Here is a 24630-nt window from a genome sequence, read left to right as displayed (position 1 = left end):
AAGATTATTTAAATGCAGTGAACAGAATGCTTAAAACGGAAATAGCAGTTAATACAATAGGTAAATAATAGGTTCTTGAGCTTACTTGTAAGGCTTTTGCTTTATCTGGCTCTACATACACAATATCGTTTTGCTGCAAATAAAAATAAGGTGAGCTTAAAATATTTTTATCATTCAGATTTACACGTGTGGTAGTACGAAGACCATCTTTTTCGCGAATAATTAGAACATTTTCTCGCTTTCCGTAAGCCGTCATGTCTCCGGCTAAGCCTAGTGCTTCCAAAATATTAATTCGCTCCGTTGGAATAGTGAAGCTAGCTGGGCGCGTAACTTCTCCGATAACTGTAATTTTGAAATTAAGGAAGCGAATATTGACGATAGGGTTTTTGACATGCACTCGAATAGCATCCGTTAATTTCGCGGTAGCCTCTTCTTTTGTAAGACCACCAAGCTTGATTAAGCCTAATACAGGAAAATTGATATTGTTATTGGCATCCACCAGGTAACCATTGTCTGTGCGGGTTGGTGTAGCAGGGAGATTATTGCTGGCGGAGGGAATAATGCCATTGTTAAACAAGACATTCGACTCTGGATTTAGACTGCTAACGGTTATGGATAGCAGATCATCTGGCTGAATCTTAGGCGATACAACACTCGTTACAGGTACTTTAAATTCATCAGAGTTTTTCAGGTTGCTGAAGTACACCAAGTTGCGGTCAGCAGAGCAACTGCTGATAGCAACCAGTGCAGCCAGAAAGGATAGTATGCGTAGATACAAGCTGTGTTTAGGTAGTGAGATAACCATGCTTTCGATGACCGTATTGGGAAATGAGGAGTGCTATATTGGGAGATTCTACCACCGAACTAGCAGCAGTGTAGCTGGCTAGTCGTCACTGAAACACCACCAAAGGTAGAAAAGAGGAATATGAACAGCTTCTGGCCCTACCTTATAGGGGGGAAATATTTACAAAAAACAACAATATTATTCAATTTCGCAAAGAAATATAAAATTTTTGCGAAATTCAGATGGTATTTCCCCAATACATGGCATTATTTCGGCTTCCGCAAACGATTACGGAAGCCGATATCATACGCACTACTTTAGTCTCTAGTGTGCCTGCAACCAGTTGCTACCCGTGCCGGCTTCTACCTCTAGGGGCACACCGTGGGGTAAGAGCAAGGCATTGGCCATTAGCTCTTTAATTTTTGGCGTTACCACTGCCAATTCCTCCTTTGGTACATCAAAAACCAGTTCATCGTGCACTTGCAGAATCATGCGCGTGCCGAGCTTCTGGTCCACTAGCCAGTGATGAATGTCAATCATGGCTTTCTTGATAATGTCGGCCGCGGTGCCTTGGATAGGAGCGTTGATAGCATTGCGCTCGGTGTAGCCACGCAAAGTCGCATTACGGGAATTGATGTCGCGCAGGTAGCGGCGACGGCCGAGGAGTGTTTCGGCGTATTCCAGCTCGCGGGCTTTGTTGATACTGTCGTCCATGAACTGCTTCACGGCCGAAAACTCCTGGAAGTAAGCATCAATAATATCGGTAGCCTCCTTGCGCGAAATGCCCAAGCGCTGGGCCAGCCCAAAGGCTGAAATGCCGTAGATGATGCCGAAATTGACGGTTTTGGCCTTACGCCGCATTTCGCCGTCTACCTCGTTCAGCTCTACCCCAAACACCTTGCTGGCCGTGCTAGCGTGGATGTCCTGCCCCAGGCGGAAGGCCTCAATCATGGTAGCATCACCCGAAAAATCAGCCATGATGCGCAGCTCGATCTGCGAGTAGTCGGCGGCGAGCAGCACGTGGTCGGCGTCGCGGGGCACAAAGGCCTTGCGGATTTCCCTACCCTTCTCGGTGCGAATGGGAATGTTTTGCAGGTTGGGGTTGGTGCTGCTGAGGCGGCCGGTGGCCGTCACGGCCTGGTTGAAGGACGTGTGCACGCGCCCATCCAACTCACACACCAGCTGGGGTAGGGCCTCCACGTAGGTAGAGCGCAGCTTAGTGAGCTGGCGGTGCTCCAGAATAAGGCCGGCAATGGGGGCATCCGAAGCCAATTGGCTTAGCACTTCCTCGCCGGTGGCGTACTGGCCGGTTTTGGTTTTCTTAATTTTGTTGCCGCCCAGGCCCATGCGGTCAAACAGGACCTCGCCTAACTGCTTGGGTGAGCCAATATTGAATTCTTCGCCAGCGGCCGCAAAAATCTGCTGCTCTAGCTCCGTAATGTAACCTTGCAGCTCGGCCGAATACTCGCCCATCGCCACGGAGTCAATCTTTACACCCTCGTACTCAATAGCGGCTAGCACCGGCACCAGCGGGTTTTCTACCTCATTCAGCAGGTCGAGTTGGTTAAGGGCTTTCAGCTTGGGCTCGAACACGTGCTTGAGCTGTAAGGTCACGTCGGCATCTTCGCAGGCGTAGTCTGACACCTCGGCGGGCGGCAGGTCGGCCATGGTTTTCTGGTTCTTGCCTTTGGGGCCGATGAGTTCGGTAATGCTGACCGGCGTGTAGTGCAGGTAGGTTTCGGCCAGCACATCCATGTTGTGGCGCATGTCGGGCTCCAGCAGGTAGTGAGCCAGCATGGTATCAAACAGCTCTCCGCGAATCTCGACGCCGTAGTGTTTGAGGATGGTGAGGTCGTACTTGATGTTCTGGCCGATTTTCAGGATATGTTCGGCCTCGAAAAATGGGCAAAACTCGTCTACCAACGCCTGTGCGGCCGCAGCATCGGCGTGGGGCACGGGCACGTAGTAGGCCTCGCCGGGCAGCCAGCAAAACGACAGTCCTACTAGCCGTGCCGTCATGGTATCGAGGCCGGTGGTTTCGGTGTCGAAGCTGACTTCCTTCTGCTTCAGCAAGTGCTTGAGCAGCGACTTGCGCGCCTCGGGCGTGTCGATGAGGTGGTAGTGGTGGGGCACATCGGCCAGGGTGCGGCGCGGGCCGCTGGGCTCCAACTCGGCCAGCTCGGCGCTGCTGGCCGTGATACCCGGCCCGTCAAACAACGACTGCTGGGCAGCCGGCACCGCTGGGCGGCGGGCACCGCGGCTGGGCGGGGGCGTGGAGGTAGGCGCGGCCGGACCACTGAGTACCCGCGCTGCCAACTGCCGGAACTCCAACTCATCAAACAGGCGGCGTAGTTCATCTTCATCGGGCTTGTCCAGCACCAACTTGTCGGCCTCAAACTCGATGGGAACGTTTACGTGAATGGTAGCCAGCTCCTTACTCATCAAGCCCTGCTCGGCGAAGTTGCGGACGTTTTCCTGCTGCTTGCCTTTGAGCTTATCCACATTGGCAATCAGGTTTTCCACTGAGCCGAACTCCTGAACTAATTTCTTCGCAGTTTTCTCGCCGATGCCCGGAATACCCGGAATGTTGTCAGAAGCATCGCCCTGCAAACCCAGAATATCAATCACCTGCTCTACCCGCTCAATCTCGAAGCGTTGGAGCACGTGGGCCACATCGAGCACTTCGGCGGCATTGCCCATGAAGGCGGGACGGTAAATTTTGACGCACTCCGTTACGAGCTGGCAGTAGTCTTTGTCGGGTGTCATCATATACACCTCGCCAAAGCCCTGCGCCTCGGCGCGCTGCGACAAGGTGCCAATCACGTCGTCGGCCTCGTAGCCTTCCACCATCAAAATAGGGATGTGGAAAGCTTTGATTATCTGTTTGATATAAGGAATGGCCAGGCCAATATCCTCGGGCATGGCCTGGCGCTGGGCTTTATAGTCGGCAAACTGCTCGTGCCGGAAGGTTTTCTTGGCCGCATCAAACGCTACCCCAATGTGGGTAGGCTTTTCCTTTTGCAGCACTTCCACCAGCGTGTTGGTGAAGCCCAGGATAGCACCTGTATTCAGGCCTTTGGAGTTCACGCGCGGGTTTTTGCTGAACGCAAAGTGGGCGCGGTAAATCAGGGCGAAGGCGTCGAGCAGGAACAGCTTTTTGGCGGGGGCGGCGGTATCGGTCATAGTAGGGCGAAGGTACGGTAGGAAAAAGTCGGGTAGAAGAAGGACAGAATTAACAGTAGTTTTGGTGCCTACTTTCTATCATATTCTATGAAGACACTCATACGCTATATCTGCTGCTTCGTAACAATCCTAAGTAGTGTTTCGCTTGCCGTATCACAGGAATTAGATCCTACGTTTGCATCGGTTTTCGTTTTACGAGCAGGTGTGGTAGCTAGCACCGTAGAGCAGCCCGACGGAAAACTGCTGGTAGCCGGGTACATGAACCGGGTGAATGGTCAGACTGTTGCGGGCTTGTTGCGGCTGAACGCGGACGGCACATCAGATCCAACATTCAATGCCGGACTCAGCAGTGCTATAAGCCAGATTCGGCTGTTGCCGAATGGCCAGATTATAGCCGTTGCGAACGGCCTGATACGGATAGGAAACCGCAATTTCAATGGTATTGTAAAGCTCAACGCTGACGGTACGCTGGCAGAGGGCTTTGATGTGGGAGCTGGTGCAGTGGGCTCCATCGCAGCGGTGCAAGTGCAGCCAGATAGCAAGATAGTGCTGGGGGGTAACTTCACTGGCTTTAATGGTACAGCGACCAACGGCTTGGTTCGATTGAACGCAAATGGCAGCGTAGACCAGCAATTTGTTGCGGCTTTGGGAAGCGGTTTGGCTGGTGGAGCGGTGAATGCTCTGCTGGTGCAACCTGACGGTAAACTCGTGGTAGGCGGTGATTTTCGCTACGCCACTAATCCAGCGCAACCCAATCTCTTTCGATTAACCAGCAACGGTACGCTAGATACCAGTTTTGAGGCCGCCTTGCCTTTAGACAATTTTCGAGAAAGCCCTAGTGTCACTGCGTTGGCGCTAGACCCCCGAACGAACTACATCGTGGTCAGAACATTTTCAACACGAGACGGCATCGTACGCCTGACCGCCACGGGTAAACCAGATCCGGATTTCACGCGGCCAGTATTCTCGGCAGGTCGTACCAATAACTATGATCTGGTAACTGTGGACGCTAAGGGTAGGATCTTACTGAGTGGCGATTTCGATTTTTCCGTTGGGAGTAATAAAAGGAAATACCTCGCACGTTTTCTCTCCACTGGAGAGTTGGACAATACGTTCATCCCACAGCAATTCGACTTTTCAGTGAGGGAGACGCACGTCCTCGCAAACGGGACGCTGCTAGTAGCGGGAAACTTTTCTCGCTACGGCCAAACGGCAACAACCAGTCTACTAAAACTCAATGACCAAGCGCAGATAATTACAGATTTCAACCCGAAAATCCAGATGACCGGGACCATTTTGGGGTTTGCACAGCAGCCAGATGGTAAGCTAATCGCAGCCGGGACGTTTACAGAGGTCAACGGGGTGCTAGTGCACAACCTAGTGCGTTTGCACCTGGATGGTACGCTGGATGTTTCATTCAACACACCACGTATAAACGGCCGGATTGATAAGGTAATAGCCCAGGCCAATGGGAAAATTGTAGTGGCTGGCGATTTCACCGAGATAGATAATCAATCCGCACCGTACGTTGCCCACCTCACTTCGGACGGACGCATGGACCCGTCTTTCAAATCGAACCTTTCGGCTAGTACTGTTACAATTGGCTCAGTGGCCGTACAGGCCCTCGCAGTAGAAGCCGATGGTTCCGTGTTGCTTGGCGGTGTGGCTATTGGCTTTGGCAATCAAACGAGAGATATCTATCGGCTGCTACCTACTGGCGCGGTAGACGAGCAATATCTTGCCAATACAAAAGATCAAGTGAGAGGCACCGTACTCTCTCTTGCACTGCTGCCCGACGGCCGGCACTACGTGGGGGGCGCTTTTGACCCGGTTAATACCAATCCGCCAGCAACCGCCATCATCCGATTAAAAGCCGACGGCACGCGCGACGAAACGTTTCAATCGGCTGGCCCTGACCTGAATTTCACGTACGCCCGGCAAATAGCAGTGCTACCGGATAATAAGGTATTGATAGGGGGCAATTTCATGTCGTACAAAGACGTAGCGCGCGCCAAATTAGCTCGGTTGAATCCGGATGGTAGCGTAGATAAAACGTTCGACGCTACGCCAAACGGCTATGTAGCCGGCGACTACGTGAACGACTTCGCCGTGCAATCCGATGGTCGGATTTTGGTGAACACACTGAATAATCTTGGTAGAAGCAATCAGAGTAGGGGCACATTGTACCGGCTGCTACCTGACGGCGCCCTAGAAAAAGTTTTTTCTGATTTTGCCTCAAATGCTTCTAGGGTCACTAGCATGCTGTTACAGCAGGATGGTCGTATCGTAGTTAGTGGCGCTTTTACCGAAGTAGACGGGCAGCCACGCGCTGGTATAGTTCGCTTAAGCAATGATGCGGTTTTACCGGTGGCTGATAAGCAGTCGGTAGCGCTGCTGGAGGCTTGGCCCAATCCGGTTACAGACCAACTACGCCTGCAACTAGATATGGGCGCTATGCCCCAGACCATTTCGCTAGTAGACGTTACAGGTAAATCAGTTTTCGTTAGCGCAACACCTACAGCACAAATGCAAATCCCGGTGCGCCACCTCACAGCGGGTGTTTATATACTGCGGGTAGCCTATGCCAATTGGCCTGTGACACGGCGCGTGTTGGTGCAATAGCAAACGCTCAACGCATTTGAGTTGGTCGCGTAGAGCAGAAGCATATGCGCTACGTCTCCCTCGACCTCGAAACCACCGGCGGCAACTTCGAGCGGCACCAGATTCTGGAGCTGGCCGCCGTGGTAGAAGACACCAAACACCCGCTCCCCCTACGCGAGCTGCCCAGCTTCCGGCGCGTGGTGCGCCACCCCGAGTATGTGGGCTCGGCCGGGGCGCTGGCCCTAAACGCCCGCCTGCTGGAAGAGCTGGCCCGCAAAGAGCCCAACCCCGAGCTATGCACGCCCGACGAGCTGCTGCCCCAGCTACGGGAGTTTCTGCTGGCACAGGGCTTCAAGACCGACAAGAAAGACTGCGTCACCTTCACCATTGCCGGCAAAAACGTGGCCGTGTTCGACGTGCCGTTTCTGCGCCGCCTACCCGGCTACGGCACGCTGGTACGCACGGAACCCGCCACCCTCGACCCGGCCGCGTTCTACCTCAACTGGCACAAAGACACGCGCCTCCCCACCATGCAAACCTGCAAAGCCCGCGCAAAATTCGAGGATGATACTGTGGCGCATGAGGCCCTGGCTGACGCCTTGGACGTGGTGCGTTTGTTGAGGCCGTTTTATGAAGTGGTGAACTAGTGAGATGGTGAAATGGTGAGTTTGACGTTCTGGCTGCGCCACTTGCGCAAGCTGTGCCAATAGCACCGGTAGAACATCAAACTCACCATTTCACCATCTCACTAGTTCACCACTTACCAGCTGCCGCTGGCGCCGCCGCCGCCGGAGCTGCCGCCCCCGAAACCGCCGAAGCCTCCACCGCCGCCTCCGAAGCCTCCGCCGCCACCACCAAAGGTGCCGCGGCCGCCGGAGAAGTCCCCGAAGATGACGGGCGGAATGAACATACCGCCAAAGCCCCGGCTGCGCCGGCCGCCCCTGCCTCCGCCGCCACCACCGCCACGCCGGCTCAGGAACCAGAACAGCACCAGGGCCAGAATAATCAGCCAGAAGGGAAAACCGGAGCCCGACGAATCGCGGTTGCGGCGCTGGTCCTTGGGGTCGGCTTTGTACTCGCCTTTGGCCAGGGCAATCAGCTCATCAGTAGCAGTGTTGAGGCCTTCGTAGTATCGCTCTTGCTTGAAGGCAGGCACGATGGTATTGCTGATGATGCGCTTGGCTAAGGCATCGGGTACGGCGCCTTCCAGGCCGTAGCCGGTCTGGATGCGGGCGCGGTGTTCCTGCTCGGCCACCAGTACCAAAATGCCATTGTCTTTGCCCTTGCGGCCAATGCCCCAGCTTTCGTAGAGCTGCTGAGCATAGTTGGCAATGTCGTCGCCGCCGAGGGTAGGCACCGTGACTACGGCAATCTGCGAGGAGGTGCTGTCGTCGTAGGCTACCAGCTTGCGCTCCAGTTGGGCTACCTCATCGGCACTCATCATGCCGGCTAGGTCATTTACCAGGCGCGGCGGATTAGGCCGCGGCGGAATAGACTGGGCTGTAGCCGGCAGCCAGCTGCTCACAAGTAGCAGCAGCAGCGCAACCAAGACCGGCAGACGTGAAAAGGGTAGCGTAGGGGTAGGGTAGGTCATGGGCGCGGCGGCGAAGTAGAAGGGCCGTACGAAATAGAGTCGTCCAGTTCGTTTTGGTCGGTGGCGGCGTCGTAGGGGAAGTAGCGGTGCAGCTGTTCGCCTACCAACTGAATACCGCGAGCCAGCCCCGCGGCTAGCTGCTTCCCCCGAAACTGCTCTAACACGGCCTCTTTGGTGGTTTCCCAGAAGTCGTCGGGCACGGTGGCGTTGATGCCCGCGTCGCCGATTACGGCGAATTGCCGGGTTTTCCAGGCCAGGTAAAACAGCACGCCGTTGCGCTGGGCGGTTTTGTGCATGCCCAGCTCGGCAAATACCTGCGCAGCCCGGTCCAGCGGTTCGGGGGTAGGGCAGGTATCTTCTAAGTGTACCCGAATTTCGCCCGAGGTAGTGCGCTCGGCCTGCTGAATGGCGGCAATCAGGCTAGCTTCCTGCTCCGCGGTGAGTGGGGTAGTCATAAATAAGCTGTTAGCTGATGGCTGTTAGCTGATAGCTTTTTCAATCAGAATTAAGCCAACAGCCAATAGCCATCAGCTAACAGCTTACTTTTAAAATTGTACCGTCGGCGCTTTTTGCGAAGCAGCGTCTGCTTCAAAATAGGGCTTCTCGCTGAACTTGAACAAGCCCGCAAACAGGTTCTGCGGGAAGGAGCGGATGTAGGTATTATAGTCCTGCGTCACGGTGTTGAACTTGTTGCGCTCCACGTTGATGCGGTTTTCGGTGCCCTCAATCTGCGCCTGTAGCTCCTGGAAGTTGGCGTTGGCTTTCAGATCGGGGTAGTTTTCTGACACGGCCAGCAGTCTGCCTAGCCCGGCGCTTACTTGGCTTTGGGCCTCTTGAAACTGTTTGATCTTTTCGGGCGTGAGGTTGTCGGCCGATACCTGCACGCTGGTGGCTTTAGCGCGGGCGTTTATCACGTCAGTCAGGGTCGATTTCTCGAAGTTGGCGGCACCTTTCACGGTGTTCACCAGGTTCGGAATCAGGTCGGCGCGGCGCTGGTAGCTGTTTTGTACCTGGGCCCACTGCGTTTTCACGGCTTGGTCTTTCTCAACCATGGTATTGTAGCCGCACGACGACTGCGAAAGCAGCACGACCAAGCCAAAAAAGTAAACTAAAAGGCGTTTCATAGGGAGTAAAAATGAAGATGGAAAAAGGAGAGAGGACTGAAACGTAAAACCTGAGGCCAGGGACGGTGGTTAGCCTAACGAGCCGTAAGTTGGTGCAACGTACGCATTCGGCCCATAGCAGTTGCAATGCCGCGCTACCGTTGGGTTTTGCTACTTTGCAAATCGCACGCTTTTTCCCCTCCGCATGAAAGCCGTAATTCCTGTTGCTGGTATTGGTTCGCGCCTTCGTCCGCACACGCACACCCAGCCGAAGTCGCTGGTGCCCGTGGCCGGTACGCCTATCCTGGGGCACATCATCGACCGGGTAGTGGCCGCTGGTGTTGATGAGTTTGTCTTTGTGATTGGCTACCTGGGCGAAAAAATCAAGCGTTATGTGCGCCGGCACTACCCCGAGCTGCGCGCCGAGTTTGTGGTGCAGGACCCCCGCGAAGGCATTGCCCACGCCCTGTGGCTGGCCCGCGAGCAGTTCCGCCACGACGCCGATGGCGTACTGATCCTGCTCGGCGACACCATCGTAGATGTAGACCTGACGGCTATTCTACAAGCGCCCGGCTCGGTGCTGGCCGTGCAGGAAGTGAAAACGCCATCCATGTTTGGCCTAGTGGAAACCGGCCCCGGCGGCCGCGTGCTGAAGGTGGTAGAGAAGCCCCGCATCCCGAAATCGAACTACGCCATGGTAGGGCTATACAAACTGGCGCACCCCGAAACGCTGGCCCTGGCCCTGGAGCGCCTGATTGACGAAAACCTGCGCACCTACGACGAATTTCAGCTCACCGATGCGCTCATGCTCATGATTCAGGGCGGGGAGGAAATGACAACGGCCACGGTAGACAGCTGGTTTGACTGCGGCCGCAAGGAAACCCTGCTCGAAGCCAACGCCCGCCTGTTGCGCCGCCCCGACGCCATGCGCCGCCGCGAGTACCCCGAGTTTGCCAACACCATCATCATTCCGCCCGTCAGCATCGGCAAGGACTGCCAGATTTCCAATTCCATCATCGGCCCCAACGTGGCTATTGGCGACAAAACCATCATCCAGCACACGGTTCTCAGCGACTCCATCATTGGCTCCTACAGTGAGCTGCGCCAAGCCGTGATGCACGATTGCATTGTGGGTAGCGACTCGTCGTTTAGGGGCGTGAACCACAGCTTGAACATTGGCGACAACACGGAAATAGACTATAGCTAGTCTGTTGATTTCACGTCAAGCATAAAATTTTCCTACTATCCCATCGTTCCTACACAACCTGCCGCCGTGCGCGGCAGTACGCAAGGTTGCGGCTTCGGCCGACAGTCTTTACCTTGGTTCGATGCACCTACCTCTCCCTTCCCGCTTTCTTCCGGCATTAGTGGCCGCCACCCTGCTGCTTTCGGGTTGTTACTCCCGCGAGGACATGAAAGGCGAAACCGGCACCGCCGAAACGGCCGCGGCTGTTGAAAAGCCTGCTGTCACCGAAACACCAGCCGCGGCAGAAACAGCCGCTGCTGCCCTTGCCCAGCCGTTGGCCCAGGCCAACGTATTTCTGGAAGTATCGGGCTCGATGGAGGGCTTTATGCCCAAAACCGGCGCCGACGCGCAGAACACGCAGTTTCAGCAGCACGTGGCGCAGTTTCTGTCCGATCTGAACCGTAGCCCGGCGGTGCGGCAAAAGACGTTTTATCGCATCAAGGAAAAGCCCTACCGCGACTCCTACCCCCAGCTTTCCCAAACCGTGCGCGGCGGCATTCGGGAGGCGGCCAGCAGCACCAGCATTCCGGCTATTCTGGATACGCTGGTGAGCCACTACTACCAGCCCGGCGCCGTGAGCGTATTGATTTCGGACTTCATCTATGCCCCGCCGCGCACCGGTGACCAAGCCTATGTGAAAACCGACATCACCGACGCTCTGAACAGCGCCAGCCGGCCCGATCTGGCGGTATCGGTCTACGGCTTTACTTCCGATTTTAAAGGCAATTTCTACCCCGCCCTGAAAACCGGTGCCAAGCGCATCAACAACTGCTGCGATACGCCGATTCCGTACTATTTCTGGGTGATTGGTCCAGCTGATGCCGTGCGCCAGTTTGATGCGGCCCTGCTCACGAAGCAGCCAGGAAAGCAGACGCATTTTGGGGTGAAGTACGCTACGCCCGCTTCGTCGCTGCTCAACAAGTTTCAGAACAAAGGCGCCTGGTACTACGGTGATGCCGGGGCCAGCAAGCGGGCCGCTGGGGCTACCTACCATACCGTGGCCGTGCAGGAAGTTTCGGCCGCGCAGCCGGTGGAGTTTGTGCTGGGTCTGAACCTGAAGGACTTGCCGGCCAGCTTCCGCGACGTAGCCTACCTCAAGCAAAACCTCCAACTCAGCGGTCAGGACACCGATGCCAAAGTTGTTGACGTATTTGCCGCCAACGCGCAAACGCAGAACAGCAGCGGCCCCGAGAGCCACTACTCGCATTTTGTGAAGGTGCGCCTCACGCAACAGCCCCGCGCTGCGCGGCCGTTGCAACTGCTACTCAACCACCGTCGCCCGGCCTGGGTAGGGCAGTGGACCACCCAAAACGACAGCAACATCAACCAGGTAGGCGCCAAAACCTTCGCCCTCAGCAGCCTGCTCGACGGTGTGGCCGCCGTGACAACCGACGAGCAGGAAGCGCCCGTATTCTCCATTCCGCTTATGCTCCAGCGCGGCGAGTAGCACAGCCTTTAGTCTGCGCGTCTGCACCATTCCAACGATTTCGGTTTATCCCTACCCTTCAACGAAACGCGAGCTGAAAGTTCGCGCTACCCTATGAAAAGCCTCTTTCGCTTCCTCTACGAGCTCATCGGTACGCCGCAGCCACCCTCGGAAATTCCCGTCTACCGCGACGTGATTTTCCCCAACATCGGCCTGATCAACATTGGCGTGTCGCTGGCGCTGGTGCTGATTTTCTACTACCTCATCAACCGGGCCATGGGCGTAGCCACGTTCAACAAAACCGGCAATTGGGCGCTGTTCCTCATCCTGAACGCGCTGATTGCGTTTGGGGTAGTGGTGTGGCAAACCAACGCGCAGGCGGTGGCTTCGCACTCGTATATCTATTGGCTGGCCACGTTCAACGCGTTTTACGGGCTGCTGTGGTTCTTCCTGTTTTCTCTTATTCTAAAAGGCGGCTCGCGTAATGCGAGTACGACGCCATTTTAGAGCTAGGAACTAAAGATTTAGAAAAGCTAGGAAACTAGCTCCCCTCCTTTTTTAAGGAGGGGGTAGGGGGTGGTAAAAGTCGTTGTTTGATTGAACGTTATTTCGAGCTTGTCGAGAAATCTCGCATGCTGACAGTAGATAGTAAAATACTATCAAGCGAGATTTCTCGACAAGCTCGAAATGACGTGCTAATGATGACATTCTACTACAGTCGTTCTAAGTAAACAACCTCAGCAACGACGCCAACCACCCCAGTTGCCGATGAAGCGGCAACGTCCCCTCCTTAGCTAAGGAGGGGAGTTTCGTTCAACGACTTTCATCCTTATGGCTAAACTCTTTTTATTCGGTATTGGCGGCACGGGCTCCCGCGTCATTCGCTCGCTCACGATGCTGCTGGCGGCGGGGGTAGAGCTGCCCAACTGCGACCGGGTGGTGCCCATCATCATCGACCCCGACGCGCACAACGGTGACATGAACCGTACGGTGGCCCTGCTCAAAAGCTACCAGCAGATTTACAACAGCCTGGGCCAGCGCGACGAGGGGTTTTTCCGCACCAACATCAGCACACTCAGTAGCATCTCGCAGGACGTGAACGGGTCGGTGAAGGACACGTTTGTGTTCGACTTTGGCGGCATCAACCAGAGCTTCCGGCAGTATTTGCACTACGATCAACTGTCCGTCGATTCGAAGGCGCTGGTGGAGTTGCTGTTTACGCAGGACAACCTGGAAAGCCCGCTGACGATTGGTTTCCGCGGTTCGCCTAACGTTGGCTCGGTGGTGCTGAACAAGGTGGTGGAGTCGCCGGAGCTGCGCTATTTCGCCGATAACTTTCAGGAGGGCGACCGGGTGTTTTTCGTGTCGAGCATCTTCGGCGGCACGGGCGCGGCGGGCTTTCCGCTGTTGCTTAAGAACCTGAAAGACAACAACACGCGCCTGAGCAACGCCCGCTACCTGCGCGACGCGCCCACCGGCGCCGTGACGGTGATGCCCTACTTCGCCCTGCAATCAGAGGATAACGCCATCATCGAGTCCAACAACTTCTTGACGAAAACCAAGGCGGCGCTCAGCTACTACGAGCACAACCTGCAAGGCCTCGACGCCCTCTACTACCTCGCCGATACGCCCGATACGCCCTACGAAAACCAGCCCGGCGGCACGCAGCAGCGCAACAAAGCCCACCTCATTGAGCTGCTGGCGGCTCTAAGTATCGTAGATTTCATGCGCTACCCCACGGCCGAATTACGCTCTGGTCCGCACTTCCACGAGTATGGTCTGGAGAGCGACGCGCCAGAAATTCAGTTTGCACACCTGCCCACCGAAACCCGCGAAATCGTGGCTGAGCGCCTCACACAGCTGCTCTACTTCTCGCGCTACCACAAGCAGCACTTACCCACCGACAAAGCGCCCTACTTCGACACCCTGAACCTAGACTACGCCCTACGCAACGAGCCTATCTTCAAGGAACTGAATACCTTCCTCCACAGCCCCGAGTTCGGGGTAGACGAGTGGCTAAAGGAGCTGGCCCAAAACCGCCGCGCCTTCCGCCCCTTCGACCTCAGCACCGACGACTTCAACGCCATGATTCTCGGCAAACCTGTGGAGAAGAAGTGGAGCGAGTTCTTCAACAAAGGGCTCAGCCACAACTACTTCCTCAACAAACTCAACGATGCTTCCAAGAGCAACGCCGAGCCGGATAATTTCCGCAAGCTGCTGGCGCTGTTTTATGATGTGACGGAGAAGGGGTTTGAGGAGAAGGTGAAAGTGGTGTAAGTCAGAACGAAACTCCCCTCCTTAGCTAAGGAGGGGACGTTCAGCCGAAAGGCTGAACTGGGGTGGTTGGCGTCGTTGCTGATGTTGTTTAGTTGTTTCGCATGTCATCCTGAGCATTCCGCGCATCAAGCGGAGACGAAGGACCTTGTCACATCTGGATTACTACCGAACGACAATCGTTCTTACTTGATAAGGTCCTTCGTCTCCGCTTGATGCGCGGAATGCTCAGGATGACAGAGGGAACAACGACCACAACCACCCCTAGCCCCTCCTTAACAAAGGAGGGGAACTAGCTTCTAGTTTTCTAGACACTAATCGTAGTTTCTAGTAATTGTTAATTCTAGCTAAACCCACGTACGCCTGGCTCCCCCTCTCCGGAGGATTTCGCGCATCAAGCGAAGAAGGGGCTGGGGGTGGGGTCCTACTATGCCCAAAGTCCTTCGCCTGCACAACAACGGTTCCCAGCAAATCCAAGGCTGGCAGAAAACCGCGCCCATCACTAGTACCGAAATCAACACCGTGACGGACCCGACGGGTAGTAAAGCCCGTAACGTGGCCGTGTCTATCCCGACGCCGTTTGCGCGGATGCACTTGTTTGAGGCCGCGTTTGATTTCGTAGCCCGCGAGGGGCAGCGCAATCCTAACTCGGTGTACCACGAGTTGGTAACGCACTTCTGGGACCTGTTTGAGCTGCTCTATAACTACCACCTCTACACCCAGGCCGGGCGCAAAATCACGTTGCGGCGCTGGAATGCGGCGGCCGAAGTGCAGCGCATGCGCGCCGACGAAGGCACGCGCCTACTCGGCGAAACCTTGCAGTTGTTTCTGCAAGACGAGCGGTTCCGCGACTTCTCGGATATGTACTTGGTGTTCTATGAATCGCCGGAGTTGTCGGGCGGGCCGCGGCTGCTAGGCGGTACCTCGCCGCTCACGCTGTTCTTCACCGCACCCAATACCCAGCCGCTGGAGCTGGAGCGCGCCCAGGCGCGCGGCCACTACTTCGACCACAACATTGTGCTGTTGGCCGACCGCTCGCCGCAGTTTCAGGAGTTTGTGTACGAACTGTTCCTAGCCTACCCACAGCTGCAACGTCGCGAGTTTGCCGGGGCGGTGTACGCGGCCTTAGACCGCGGGCGCATCAACCAGATGCAGATGCAGGGCGAGCACACGGCCCAACAGTTCGCCGCTAAATATCCGTCGCTGGCTGATATTCAGGGCAACCCGGCCGGGGTGAAGAGCGTGCCGCTGCCCGGCCGCGCCGACCAATCGGCCGTGACGAGCTCCGACTTGTTTATTCAGCCCACGCGGGCGGCGGTGAGCAATGGTCCGCGCCCGCTAGTGCTGCGGCCCAACCTGACCATGCCCGGCGCCAACTACCTCAACGGCCAGCCCTGGGACGACCGCACCGTGGTACCCTACCTCGACGAGCTGGCGCTGGAAAACCGCGTGCTGCCCGGCAAGGGCTTCAAATATCCCTACCTCACGGTGGGCGACTTCCTGGAAGACGCCTTGGTAGAGCTGCCCTACGAGCTGAATACCCAACGTTTCCACACTGGCAAGGTGTCGTTCCAGTACGGCGCCGACACGCAGGGTAGGGCGCGGTTTCCGTACCTGCTGCCGCTGCGGCAGACGTTCTTCGAGTACTTCACCGAAAACGAACTGGCCGAGCTGCTCACCTTCACCATCGACCTGAACCACGTGCGCGTGCAACTCCGGATTCCGGTGCAAGCGGGGCGCTTCATCACCTTCGAGCGCAGTTACTACCCCAACCCGCAGAACCCCAAGGATGCGCAGGGTAGGGAGATTTTGGAAAAGGGTCGCATTGTGAAGGCCAACATTGGGCTGGGCGTGTTCCCATTCTACAAACACCGCTCGCAGCCCGAGTACAACGACTTTTACAAGGTGATGCTGGTGGACGCCGACAATTCGCCTACCATGGTGAGCCGCCGCTACGACCTGAAGTTTTTCGTGGACGGCTCGGGCATCAGCGAGCAGGGCGCTTCCAAACGCGCTACTCGCTTCGAGCGGACGCAGAAAAGCGTGTCTACGGCCGGCAGCACCTACTATGAAATCACCGGTACGCACTTCGACCTCGCGGAGCTGACTTGCCCCCCCGCTGTGCTGAACGGCGAGCCCGCCCGTGGCCTCATTGTGCCGCGCTGGCGCGAGGTGGAGCGCGGCACCCGCCGCTTCACCTTTGCCGTCGATTTTGGCACCAGCAACACCCACGTGGCCTATGCCGATGGACCGTCGGCGCACCCGCGGCCGTTCACTATCAGCGAGCAGGACGTGCAGGTGGAGCTGCTGAACGCGCCCCTACCCGACACGGGCTACTCTGCCTACCAGCGCTACATGCGCGGCCCCGGCCAACTGTTCGACGTGCCGTTGATTCAGAACCGTGAGTTTGTGCCCAGCATCATTGGGGAGCAGCAATCGGTGTATGAATTCCCGATTCGGACGGCGGTGTGCGAGACGAATACTTACGCCAACGAGCCGAGCAAAGTGCTGAGCAACATCAACATCGGCTTCAGCATCAACACCGAAACCGGTCAGCCGCCGCAAAACCGTTTTGTAACGAACCTAAAGTGGTCGGCGGAGCTGGACCCGCAGGGCGTGTCGCGCATTGCGGCGTTTTTCAAGGAAATTCTGCTTTTGATGCGCCACAAAGCGGCGCTGCACGGGGGCATTCTGGAGGACACGCGGGTGGTGTGGTTTGCGCCGTTGAGCTTCGATGCGTTTCTGCGCAACCAATTCCAGCAGGTATGGGACGAGGCTTTTCAACAAGTTTTCCACAGTCGGCGCAACACGCAGTTCGTTTCCGAATCGGTGGCGCCCTATTACTACCTCACGGCCACCAACCAGGTAGTACCCAACCGCGACGAGAATGTGGTGAACATCGACATCGGTGGCGGCACCACCGATTTGCTGGTGTTTGCCGACCAGCGCCCAGCGTTCAGCTCGTCATTCCGCTTTGCCGGCGACGACTTGTGGGGCGATGGCTACGCCCGCGTGCAGGGCGCGCCCAAGCAAAATGGCCTGCTTCGCCTGGGTGTGCAGCACGTGGAAAGCCTACCCGACTCGGAAGAAAACCAAGAGTATAAAGGCTACCTGCGGGCGGCCCTGCAAAACCCCGATTTCGGCTCGGCCGACGTGACCAGTCTACTTTTCACCTACGACGACAAGCTTCGCTTCTCGCAGAGCCTCGGCTTGGGTAAGGGGCGGCAGCTGCGGGTGCTGTTCTACTTGCACTACACGGCCATTATCTACCACGTGGCGCAACTCACGCAGCAACTCAACCTCAAAACGCCGCGCTACATTTGCTTCTCCGGCAAAGGCAGCCTCTACCTGCGTCTGCTGGCCGGTGGCAGTAGCCTGACGTCTATTGAGAAGATTACGAAAGCTGTATTCAAAGGCGTAACCGGCAAGGAACCGCCGCAGAACTTCCGCGTCATTCTGGCCGATAACCCCAAGGAAGCCACTACCAATGGCGGCGTGCTCTTCGAGGAAAGCAGCTCCAGCCGCGCCGACTTCGACGCAGTACGCACCGTGAAGCTCACCGGCGCTGAGCAAAGCGCTGACATCGACGAGCAACGCCTGAAGCTGCCCCAGGTAGACGTCGACCTCAAGCAACACGTGCTCGACAACGTGCGCAAGTTCCTGAAGCTGGTGTTGGAAGGCGACGAAGTTGCTCCGCTGATGCGCGAGGTAGGCGTCGATGTGGACCGCAACCGGGTAGAAGACCTGCTCCTGCGCGAAATCGACGACAGCCTCAGCCTTGGCCTGCACCAGTTAGATCGCCAGCTTAGCCAAGACGAGACGCTGCCGGAAACGCTGTTCTTCTATCCGTTGAAGCAGGCGCTGTATAATCTGAGCCGGGAGTTGCAGAACCCGGGGTAGGGTTAGAAAACTAGCTCTCTTCAAAAGAAGAGAGCTAGTTTTAGCTCCAGTTTTAGCCTCTCCATTCTTTTGCCTATGACTTTCTCCCGACGACTCGCTACCCTCCTCACCTGCCTACTCCTTTCCACTACCCTCACCCACGCTCAAACCCTCGGTCAGCCTACCCTCGACGAGCAGAAGGCGCAGATCTGGTGCGCGGCGGTGAAGTTTGTGTACAACGACACCGGCCGGCCCAACCTGAAGAACGGCGTAAACTGCGGCTCATTGAAGCAGCTGGAAAACAGCATCAAGGCCGACAGCCAAAAGGTGTATAGCCTGCTCTACCAGCCGCTGGAGGGTAGGGGGGCTATGTACAAGGGGCTAGGCTCGGATAAGTCGCGCTTGCAAAAGCTGACGACGGAAATCATCAACAAGCTGAAGGCCTCGCCGAGCCGGAAGGGTAGTCCTGCCCGGATGCAGGCCGTAGATGCGCTGGCCGCTTCGCTGACTAACTACGTGGAAAACGGCACCCCGCCCGGCGACGTAAGCAGCAGCCTCAACGCCGAAGCCACGCCCGACACCAGCACCGACGAAGCCACCGCTGCCGCCCCGGCCGATGCCGGGCCCGAGGAAAACCCTAACTATGCAACGCCCGCACCCGCCGGCAATAAAGAAGGTGTTATGAGCAGTTTGTTTGCACCCATTGCGTTCATTTTAGCTCTGCTGAGCCTCGTGCTGTTTTGGTTGTTGCGTAGTAGTATGCGCAATCTAAACACCCGCATGGACCGACACCGTGACGAGCTGGAAAAGCTAAAATCAGCCGGGCAGAATGTGTCGACAGCACCCGGCGGTACCTTCTCGTCTAAGCGCCTCACGCCGGAGTTGCGCGCCGAGATTGAGAAGATAGTGCAGCAGCGGGTAGCGGAGGAGCTTGGGCAAGACTTCGATAATTCTGAAGATGGAGCGCTGGGCTACGTAGCGGCACCCCAAAAAACGCCAGCGCCAATTGAGCGCCAGCCAACTACAAACAGTCGCTCCGTAGCCCAAGGTTTTAACCCTGGGTCAACTGAAAAGCCTGCGCCATCTGCCCCGGCTACACCACCTGCTCCCGCTAAGCCTGTTACCGAGCAGCCTGCTCCAGCTTCGCCAGCGCCCGCCGAAACACCGCAGCCTGCTACCCCGGCATTCGATAATATTGCCGCCGCCCCTTCGGCCTACGCGCCGCCCGCTGCGCCGCCCCTGGAAATGCCCATCCCGGCAGGTCCGCCGTCGGCCTCGCCGCGGGATGAGTTCGACAGCCTGGTGCCGCCCGTGCAGCTACCCGCGCCCGAGTCGTATGCCTCGGTAGCGGCGGCACCGGCTTCGGTGCGCTACGTGTATGCCAAAGTGCCGGTGAATGGCATTTTCAGCGAGTACGATTTTCAGGAAGAGGCGCAGCACGATAGCATCTACGAAATCACGCTTGATTCCAACAAGCCGGATACGGCTACCTTCCAGGTGAACCCCGATCCGAGCGTACATGCCTATGCTATCCAAAGTGCCCAGTACTCCTTGCGCGACGCTTGCCGCTACCCGCAGCCCAGCGGACCGGTGTCGTATATCATCAACGATGAGCCGGGCACGTTGCGCAAACAAGGTGGGGCTTGGCATATCGAGCAAAAAGCCGTAGTGCATTTTGAGTAAATAGTTGAGCTGTCATCCTGAGCGCAACGCAGTGGAGCGAAGAACCTTCTCACGCTGAAACGACCGTCGTAAGAACGACTCGTTGACTGTGAGAAGGTTCTTCGCTCCACTGCGTTGCGCTCAGGATGACAGATTGTTTATAGCTTTAGCTATTCGTTGCTTCTTCCTTTCTTCATGCTCGAAATTATCCTTGAAATAGCGGTGGTGCTGGTGGTTGTAGGCTTGCAAATCCGCACGTTTCTGCAAACCAAAGCCCAGGCCCTACGGCTCGGGCAGCTCTACCCCGAGCGGCAAGCCTTGCGCTTAGAGCGCCGCTTACTACTTCCCGACGGCCGCGACCTACCCGACTACGCCGCCGACGCGCCCGAAGGCGCCTACCCCGTGGACATGATCAAGGCGGACACGGCCTCGCCGGAGTTTGCCGATATCCTGCGCGACACCAACGCCTACCTTTACCACAACAAGGGAGCGGCGGCCAACTTCGATATTCTCAAAGACATTGCCGCCCGCCAGGCCCAGGTGCTCGACAACGCCACCCAGGCCAACGTAGCCACTCCGCTTTACTTGGGCTTGCTCGGTACATTTCTGGGGGTCATCCTGGGCCTCGTAGGTATTGCCCGCAACGGCGTATCCGACGATAATGCCCTGACGCCCTTCCTCACCGGCGTGCTCATCGCCATGACGGGCTCGTTTGTGGGGTTGCTGCTGACGCTGCTGGGCAACGGCGTGGTGCGCCGCGCCCGGCAACTACTGGATCAGCACCAGAACCAATACTACACGTTTCTGCAAGCTCGCCTGCTACCCATTCTGCACGATGATATGTCGAGCAGCCTGAGCACGCTGAAGGGTGTGCTGGATGCCTTCAATCAGGATTTTGTGGGTAAGGTGACGTTGTTTGAGCCCATTATGGACAAGCTCACCAATAATATTCAGGTGCAAAGCCGCTTCCTGGAGGCGCTGGATAAGATTGGCTACGACGAAATGGCGAAGGCCAATATTGCGGTGTTCGACAAGGTGCGCGAGTCGGCGGAGCTGTTTGGGCAATTTACGGGCTACCAGCAGCAACTGAACAAGATGCTGGCCGACGGCGCCGCAACGGCGCAGCAGGTGAGCAGTATCCTGGACCGCCTCACTGGCTTCGAGCGCGGCATCAACAACGTGGGGCAGTACATCGGGCAGCAAAGCAACATTGTGCAGCACCAGCTGTCGTTTTTCCAGCGCCACCAAACGGAAATGGACAACCTCGCGGCCCGCACCGAGCAGTACTTCGATACGGCTACCCTGCGCCTCACCGACCTCATGCAGCAGCGCCTCAACCAGCACGAGCGCGACGCCCAGCAAGCCTACGAAAAGTGGGGCGACTATTTCCGCCGCCTCAACCAGGACAACGTCTTCGAGCGCATTCTCAAGCAACTCGACCCGTTGCGCGACGTGAAAAGCAACCAGGAAGCCCTCTTCCGCGACGTGACGGCCACCCAGCGCGAGCTGCTACGCAAGATCGAGCTAGACGCCCAGGTAGACGCCAAGCTGCTCACAGAATTATCGGCGCTGAATACGGTGCTGGTGAAGGCCACAGCCAAAAACCGTTGGCAGCGGTTTATGGATAAGCTGTTTGGGGGCGTGCGGCCGGTATAATTATTAAAGTGATGCTCTGTCTAGGATGGTAGTAGATGCATTCCATATTGGATTGATAATGTTATATCCGGCTATAGTAGTGATAGGATTCATCTTTATTATGAGGAGACCAGCGGAAACGAATTGGTTAAAGTTGCTGATACGTATTATAGCATCTAGCATCTGGATAGGATTTGTGATGCTATGGCCTGTGTTCCTATTTATACTACCAGTGCTGGAGCAAGACTAGAAGAGGCTATTTTTTATGAATCAACCTACGCAAAACCGCGAATCTTCCGACTTCTTCTGGCCCAGCTACGTGGACCTAATGACGTCGCTGTTTGTGGTGATGCTGGTGCTGTTTGTGTACAGCTTCAAGCTGTTCAAAGACCGCGAAGGGGAGCTGAAACAGGCCAACGGTGAGCTGAAAGCCAAAGCCGAGGAGCTGGAGGAAATCAACAAGATCAAACGCTCCTTGCAGCAGCTAGAAGGCAAATACTTTAAATACGACCCTACGAATGAGCGCCACGAGCTGCTGGTGCCGGTGCAGTTTAGGGCGGGACAGGACGTAATTGAGGAGCGCTACAAGCCGGCATTGCTGCAAGCGGGACGCACCTTGCGCACGGTGCTCAAGAGTATCAAAACCGACCAGCCGGTGCGTTACCTCGTGATTGTGGAAGGCATGGCCGCTCGCTACCCCCAGGGTGACCCGCGCAACGCCCACGAGGAGCAACTTACTTACCAACTCAGCTACCGTCGTGCCCTCAGCTTGCTAAACTTCTGGAAGCAAAACGGCCTCGACTTCACCCAGGACCGCAGCATTGAACTGGTGATTGGCGGGAGTGGTTTCTATGGCACTGGCCGCTACGCCGGGCGCCGCGAGGGCGACAACAAACGCTTTCTGATACAGGTGATTCCGAAGGTAGGGAGGATGCGGAGCAGCCAGTAGCCAATTGGGTATGTATAAGATTTTGTGAATAGTGATTTCACTATAACAAGATTGAAATGCACTTGGTTGGTATATTCGTTGCCTGCCTCCCAAGTGTATCTGCATGAAGAAATTTACTTTCCCGCTCCTCACGTTGCTGGCCGTGGCCTCTTGCCGCTCGGCGGGGCCGCAGGGAGGCTTTACGGCGGCTAGTCCGAAAGCTACCAGCGCCAAGCAGGCGCCGCGCATTCCGGTGCAATATCCTACCGCCCCGCAGGGCGAGCGGGTAGACGACTACCACGGTACGCCCGTACCCGACCCCTACCGTTGGCTGGAGGACTCGGACGCGCCCGAAACCAAGGAATGGGTAGCAGCCGAGAACCAGGTGACGGCGGAGTACTTCAGCAAGATTCCGTTTCGGAGGCAGATTCGGGAACGGCTCACGAGCATGTGGAACTACGAGCGCTACGGCGTGCCGCAGCGGGAGGGCGACAACCTGTATTTCACCAAAAACGATGGCCTGCAAAACCAAGCCGTGCTCTACGTGCAGCCGGTGCAAGGCGGCGAGGCCAAAGTGTTGCTCGATCCCAATAAGCTTTCCGACGACGGCACCACGGCGCTGGCCGGCACCTACTTCTCGCCCGACCACCGCTACCTGGCCTACGCCACCTCCGGGGCGGGGTCCGACTGGCGCAAAATTCGCGTGATTGACCTGAAAACGCGCAAAACGCTGTCCGATGAAATCAACTGGGTGAAGGTATCGGGGGCGGCCTGGGCCAAGGATGGGTTTTACTACAGCCGCTACGACGCGCCCAAAGCCGATGGCAGTCGCTTAGCGGGGCTGAACCAATTTCAGAAGGTGTACTACCACAAGCTGGGGAGCAAGCAAAGCCAGGATAAGCTGGTGTACGAGGACCGCCGGATGCCGCTGGGCTTCCGCTACCTTACCACCACCGACGACGGCCGCTTTGCCGTGCTGCACCTCACCAATGGCAAAGCCGACGGCAACCGCCTGCTCGTGCGCGACCTCACGGACCCGAAGCAGGCCACCAAGTTCACCTCCTTCGTTACCAGCTACTCCTACAACAACAGTGTAGTAGGCACCACCAATGGCAAGCTGTTGGTGCGCACCAACTATAAGGCGCCGCACTACCGCCTAGTGTTGGTAGACCCCAAACGGCCCCAGGCCGCCAACTGGAAAAACGTACTGCCCGAAGCCGAGCAAAAGCTGGAAAGCGTGAGTCAGGCCGGCGGCCAGCTGATTGCCACTTACCTGAAAGATGCCAGCAGCGCCGTAAAGGTATTCGACGAGCAAGGCAAACCGCTGCACGAGGTAGAGTTGCCCGCGCTGGGTACTGCCACTGGCTTCGAGGGCCACCGCACCGACAAAGCCGTGTACTATGCTTTCACGTCGTTTGCCCACCCCACTACTATCTACAAATACGATTTGGCTGCCAATACCAGCACGGTCTATCAGGCGCCAACGGGCAAGGTGAACCCGGCCGATTACGTGACCACGCAGGTATTCTACGCCTCTAAGGATGGCACCAAGATTCCGATGTTCATTGTGCACAAGAAAGGAGTGAAGCTGAACGGGCAGGTGCCTACCTACCTCTATGGCTACGGCGGCTTCAACGTTTCCCTCACGCCTTCGTTCAGCATGGCCCGCATGCTGTGGCTGGAAAACGGCGGCATTCTGGCCGTGGTGAACCTGCGCGGCGGCGGCGAGTACGGCGAGGAGTGGCACCAGGCCGGCATGACGCCCCACAAGCAAAATGTATTCGACGACTTCATTGCTGCCGCCGAATACCTCACCATTCAGGGCTACACCAACCCGGCGCACCTGGCCATTGCGGGCGGCTCGAATGGTGGCCTGTTGGTAGGTGCTACCATGACGCAACGCCCCGACGTGGCCCGCGTGGCCTTTCCGGCGGTAGGCGTGCTGGATATGCTGCGCTATCAGAAGTTTACGATTGGCTGGAACTGGATACCCGAGTACGGCACCTCCGACAACTACAACCAGTTTCAGAATCTCTACAAATTCTCGCCCCTACACAACCTGAAGGCCGGCGCTAACTACCCTGCTACCCTCATCACCACCGCTGACCACGACGACCGGGTAGTGCCGGCTCACTCCTACAAGTTTGCCGCCGCCCTGCAAGCCGCCGATGCCGGCTCCAACCCGCAGCTCATCCGGGTAGACACCAACGCCGGCCACGGCGCGGGCAAAAGCACCCAGCTCCAGATAGACGAATGGACCGACATCTGGACCTTCGCCTACCAAAACATGGGCGTGAATCCGTACGGGAAGTGAG

16 protein-coding genes are annotated in these 24630 nt (G+C 56.8%); 11 read left to right on the top strand and 5 right to left on the bottom strand.

The window, feature by feature from the left end; all coding sequences use genetic code 11:
- Window positions 1-4: 4 nt before the first annotated feature.
- Window positions 5-778, bottom strand: coding sequence for a polysaccharide biosynthesis/export family protein (locus H8B15_RS05200; RefSeq protein WP_246455321.1), 774 nt, complete (start codon window positions 776-778; stop codon window positions 5-7).
- A 330-nt stretch (window positions 779-1108) separates the two neighbouring features.
- Window positions 1109-3967, bottom strand: coding sequence for a DNA polymerase I (gene polA, locus H8B15_RS05195; RefSeq protein WP_187318611.1), 2859 nt, complete (start codon window positions 3965-3967; stop codon window positions 1109-1111).
- A gap of 87 nt (window positions 3968-4054) precedes the next feature.
- On the opposite strand from polA, the gene H8B15_RS05190 reads away from it, so the two are divergent.
- Complete coding sequence (locus tag H8B15_RS05190) at window positions 4055-6589, top strand: T9SS type A sorting domain-containing protein (protein ID WP_187318610.1); 2535 nt, start codon at window positions 4055-4057, stop codon at window positions 6587-6589.
- A gap of 44 nt (window positions 6590-6633) precedes the next feature.
- Window positions 6634-7215 (top strand): 3'-5' exonuclease, encoded by a 582-nt coding sequence (locus H8B15_RS05185; RefSeq protein ID WP_187318609.1) that lies wholly within the window; start codon window positions 6634-6636, stop codon window positions 7213-7215.
- Between the two features lie 113 nt (window positions 7216-7328).
- On the opposite strand, the gene H8B15_RS05180 is transcribed toward H8B15_RS05185, so the two are convergent.
- From H8B15_RS05180 to H8B15_RS05170, 3 genes are all read right to left on the bottom strand, one after another.
- Window positions 7329-8162 carry a TPM domain-containing protein gene (locus H8B15_RS05180; protein ID WP_187318608.1) on the bottom strand — a complete coding sequence of 278 codons (834 nt, stop codon included), beginning with the start codon at window positions 8160-8162 and terminating at the stop codon, window positions 7329-7331.
- The gene (locus H8B15_RS05175; RefSeq protein WP_187318607.1) at window positions 8159-8617 is read right to left on the bottom strand and encodes a TPM domain-containing protein; all 459 of its coding nucleotides are present in this window, start codon (window positions 8615-8617) and stop codon (window positions 8159-8161) included. The genes H8B15_RS05180 and H8B15_RS05175 overlap by 4 nt, the downstream gene beginning before the upstream one ends.
- A 90-nt stretch (window positions 8618-8707) precedes the next feature.
- Window positions 8708-9286, bottom strand: a complete 579-nt coding sequence (locus tag H8B15_RS05170) for a LemA family protein (protein WP_187318606.1) — start codon at window positions 9284-9286, stop codon at window positions 8708-8710.
- A 184-nt stretch (window positions 9287-9470) separates the two neighbouring features.
- On the opposite strand from H8B15_RS05170, the gene H8B15_RS05165 reads away from it, so the two are divergent.
- The 9 genes from H8B15_RS05165 (at window position 9471) to H8B15_RS05125 (ending at window position 24629) form a co-directional block, all read left to right on the top strand.
- The gene (locus tag H8B15_RS05165; RefSeq protein ID WP_187318605.1) at window positions 9471-10472 is read left to right on the top strand and encodes a sugar phosphate nucleotidyltransferase; all 1002 of its coding nucleotides are present in this window, start codon (window positions 9471-9473) and stop codon (window positions 10470-10472) included.
- A 121-nt stretch (window positions 10473-10593) separates the two neighbouring features.
- On the top strand, window positions 10594-11958 hold the full coding sequence (locus tag H8B15_RS05160; RefSeq protein WP_187318604.1) for a hypothetical protein: 1365 nt from the start codon (window positions 10594-10596) through the stop codon (window positions 11956-11958).
- A gap of 93 nt (window positions 11959-12051) precedes the next feature.
- Window positions 12052-12444, top strand: coding sequence for a hypothetical protein (locus H8B15_RS05155; protein WP_187318603.1), 393 nt, complete (start codon window positions 12052-12054; stop codon window positions 12442-12444).
- Between the two features lie 324 nt (window positions 12445-12768).
- Complete coding sequence (locus tag H8B15_RS05150) at window positions 12769-14214, top strand: hypothetical protein (protein WP_187318602.1); 1446 nt, start codon at window positions 12769-12771, stop codon at window positions 14212-14214.
- Between the two features lie 426 nt (window positions 14215-14640).
- Window positions 14641-18111, top strand: coding sequence for a hypothetical protein (locus tag H8B15_RS05145; protein WP_187318601.1), 3471 nt, complete (start codon window positions 14641-14643; stop codon window positions 18109-18111).
- A gap of 75 nt (window positions 18112-18186) precedes the next feature.
- Window positions 18187-19773, top strand: coding sequence for a hypothetical protein (locus H8B15_RS05140; protein ID WP_187318600.1), 1587 nt, complete (start codon window positions 18187-18189; stop codon window positions 19771-19773).
- Between the two features lie 174 nt (window positions 19774-19947).
- The gene (locus H8B15_RS05135) at window positions 19948-21408 is read left to right on the top strand and encodes a hypothetical protein (protein ID WP_187318599.1); all 1461 of its coding nucleotides are present in this window, start codon (window positions 19948-19950) and stop codon (window positions 21406-21408) included.
- 244 nt (window positions 21409-21652) lie between these two features.
- Entirely contained in the window at window positions 21653-22336 is a 684-nt protein-coding gene (locus tag H8B15_RS05130) for a hypothetical protein (protein WP_187318598.1), read from the top strand.
- Window positions 22337-22439: 103 nt separating this feature from the next.
- Window positions 22440-24629: a prolyl oligopeptidase family serine peptidase gene (locus H8B15_RS05125; RefSeq protein WP_187318597.1), complete on the top strand. Its 2190-nt coding sequence runs from the start codon at window positions 22440-22442 to the stop codon at window positions 24627-24629.
- Window position 24630 lies beyond the last annotated feature (1 nt).

This window comes from Hymenobacter citatus (assembly GCF_014333615.1).
GTDB classification, from domain to species: Bacteria; Bacteroidota; Bacteroidia; order Cytophagales; family Hymenobacteraceae; genus Hymenobacter; species Hymenobacter citatus.
This window is presented reverse-complemented; position numbering and strand designations above follow the sequence as displayed.

Excerpts from the sequence above, each read along its gene's own strand:
- H8B15_RS05170 (WP_187318606.1), bottom strand. The coding sequence starts at position 9,286 with ATGAAACGCCTTTTAGTTTACTTTTTTGGCTTGGTCGTGCTGCTTTCG.
- H8B15_RS05190 (WP_187318610.1), top strand. The coding sequence starts at position 4,055 with ATGAAGACACTCATACGCTATATCTGCTGCTTCGTAACAATCCTAAGT.
- H8B15_RS05185 (WP_187318609.1), top strand. The coding sequence starts at position 6,634 with ATGCGCTACGTCTCCCTCGACCTCGAAACCACCGGCGGCAACTTCGAG.
- H8B15_RS05155 (WP_187318603.1), top strand. The coding sequence starts at position 12,052 with ATGAAAAGCCTCTTTCGCTTCCTCTACGAGCTCATCGGTACGCCGCAG.
- H8B15_RS05160 (WP_187318604.1), top strand. The coding sequence starts at position 10,594 with ATGCACCTACCTCTCCCTTCCCGCTTTCTTCCGGCATTAGTGGCCGCC.
- H8B15_RS05125 (WP_187318597.1), top strand. The coding sequence starts at position 22,440 with ATGAAGAAATTTACTTTCCCGCTCCTCACGTTGCTGGCCGTGGCCTCT.
- H8B15_RS05175 (WP_187318607.1), bottom strand. The coding sequence starts at position 8,617 with ATGACTACCCCACTCACCGCGGAGCAGGAAGCTAGCCTGATTGCCGCC.
- H8B15_RS05150 (WP_187318602.1), top strand. The coding sequence starts at position 12,769 with ATGGCTAAACTCTTTTTATTCGGTATTGGCGGCACGGGCTCCCGCGTC.
- H8B15_RS05165 (WP_187318605.1), top strand. The coding sequence starts at position 9,471 with ATGAAAGCCGTAATTCCTGTTGCTGGTATTGGTTCGCGCCTTCGTCCG.
- H8B15_RS05135 (WP_187318599.1), top strand. The coding sequence starts at position 19,948 with ATGCTCGAAATTATCCTTGAAATAGCGGTGGTGCTGGTGGTTGTAGGC.
- H8B15_RS05145 (WP_187318601.1), top strand. The coding sequence starts at position 14,641 with ATGCCCAAAGTCCTTCGCCTGCACAACAACGGTTCCCAGCAAATCCAA.
- polA (WP_187318611.1), bottom strand. The coding sequence starts at position 3,967 with ATGACCGATACCGCCGCCCCCGCCAAAAAGCTGTTCCTGCTCGACGCC.
- H8B15_RS05130 (WP_187318598.1), top strand. The coding sequence starts at position 21,653 with ATGAATCAACCTACGCAAAACCGCGAATCTTCCGACTTCTTCTGGCCC.
- H8B15_RS05180 (WP_187318608.1), bottom strand. The coding sequence starts at position 8,162 with ATGACCTACCCTACCCCTACGCTACCCTTTTCACGTCTGCCGGTCTTG.
- H8B15_RS05140 (WP_187318600.1), top strand. The coding sequence starts at position 18,187 with ATGACTTTCTCCCGACGACTCGCTACCCTCCTCACCTGCCTACTCCTT.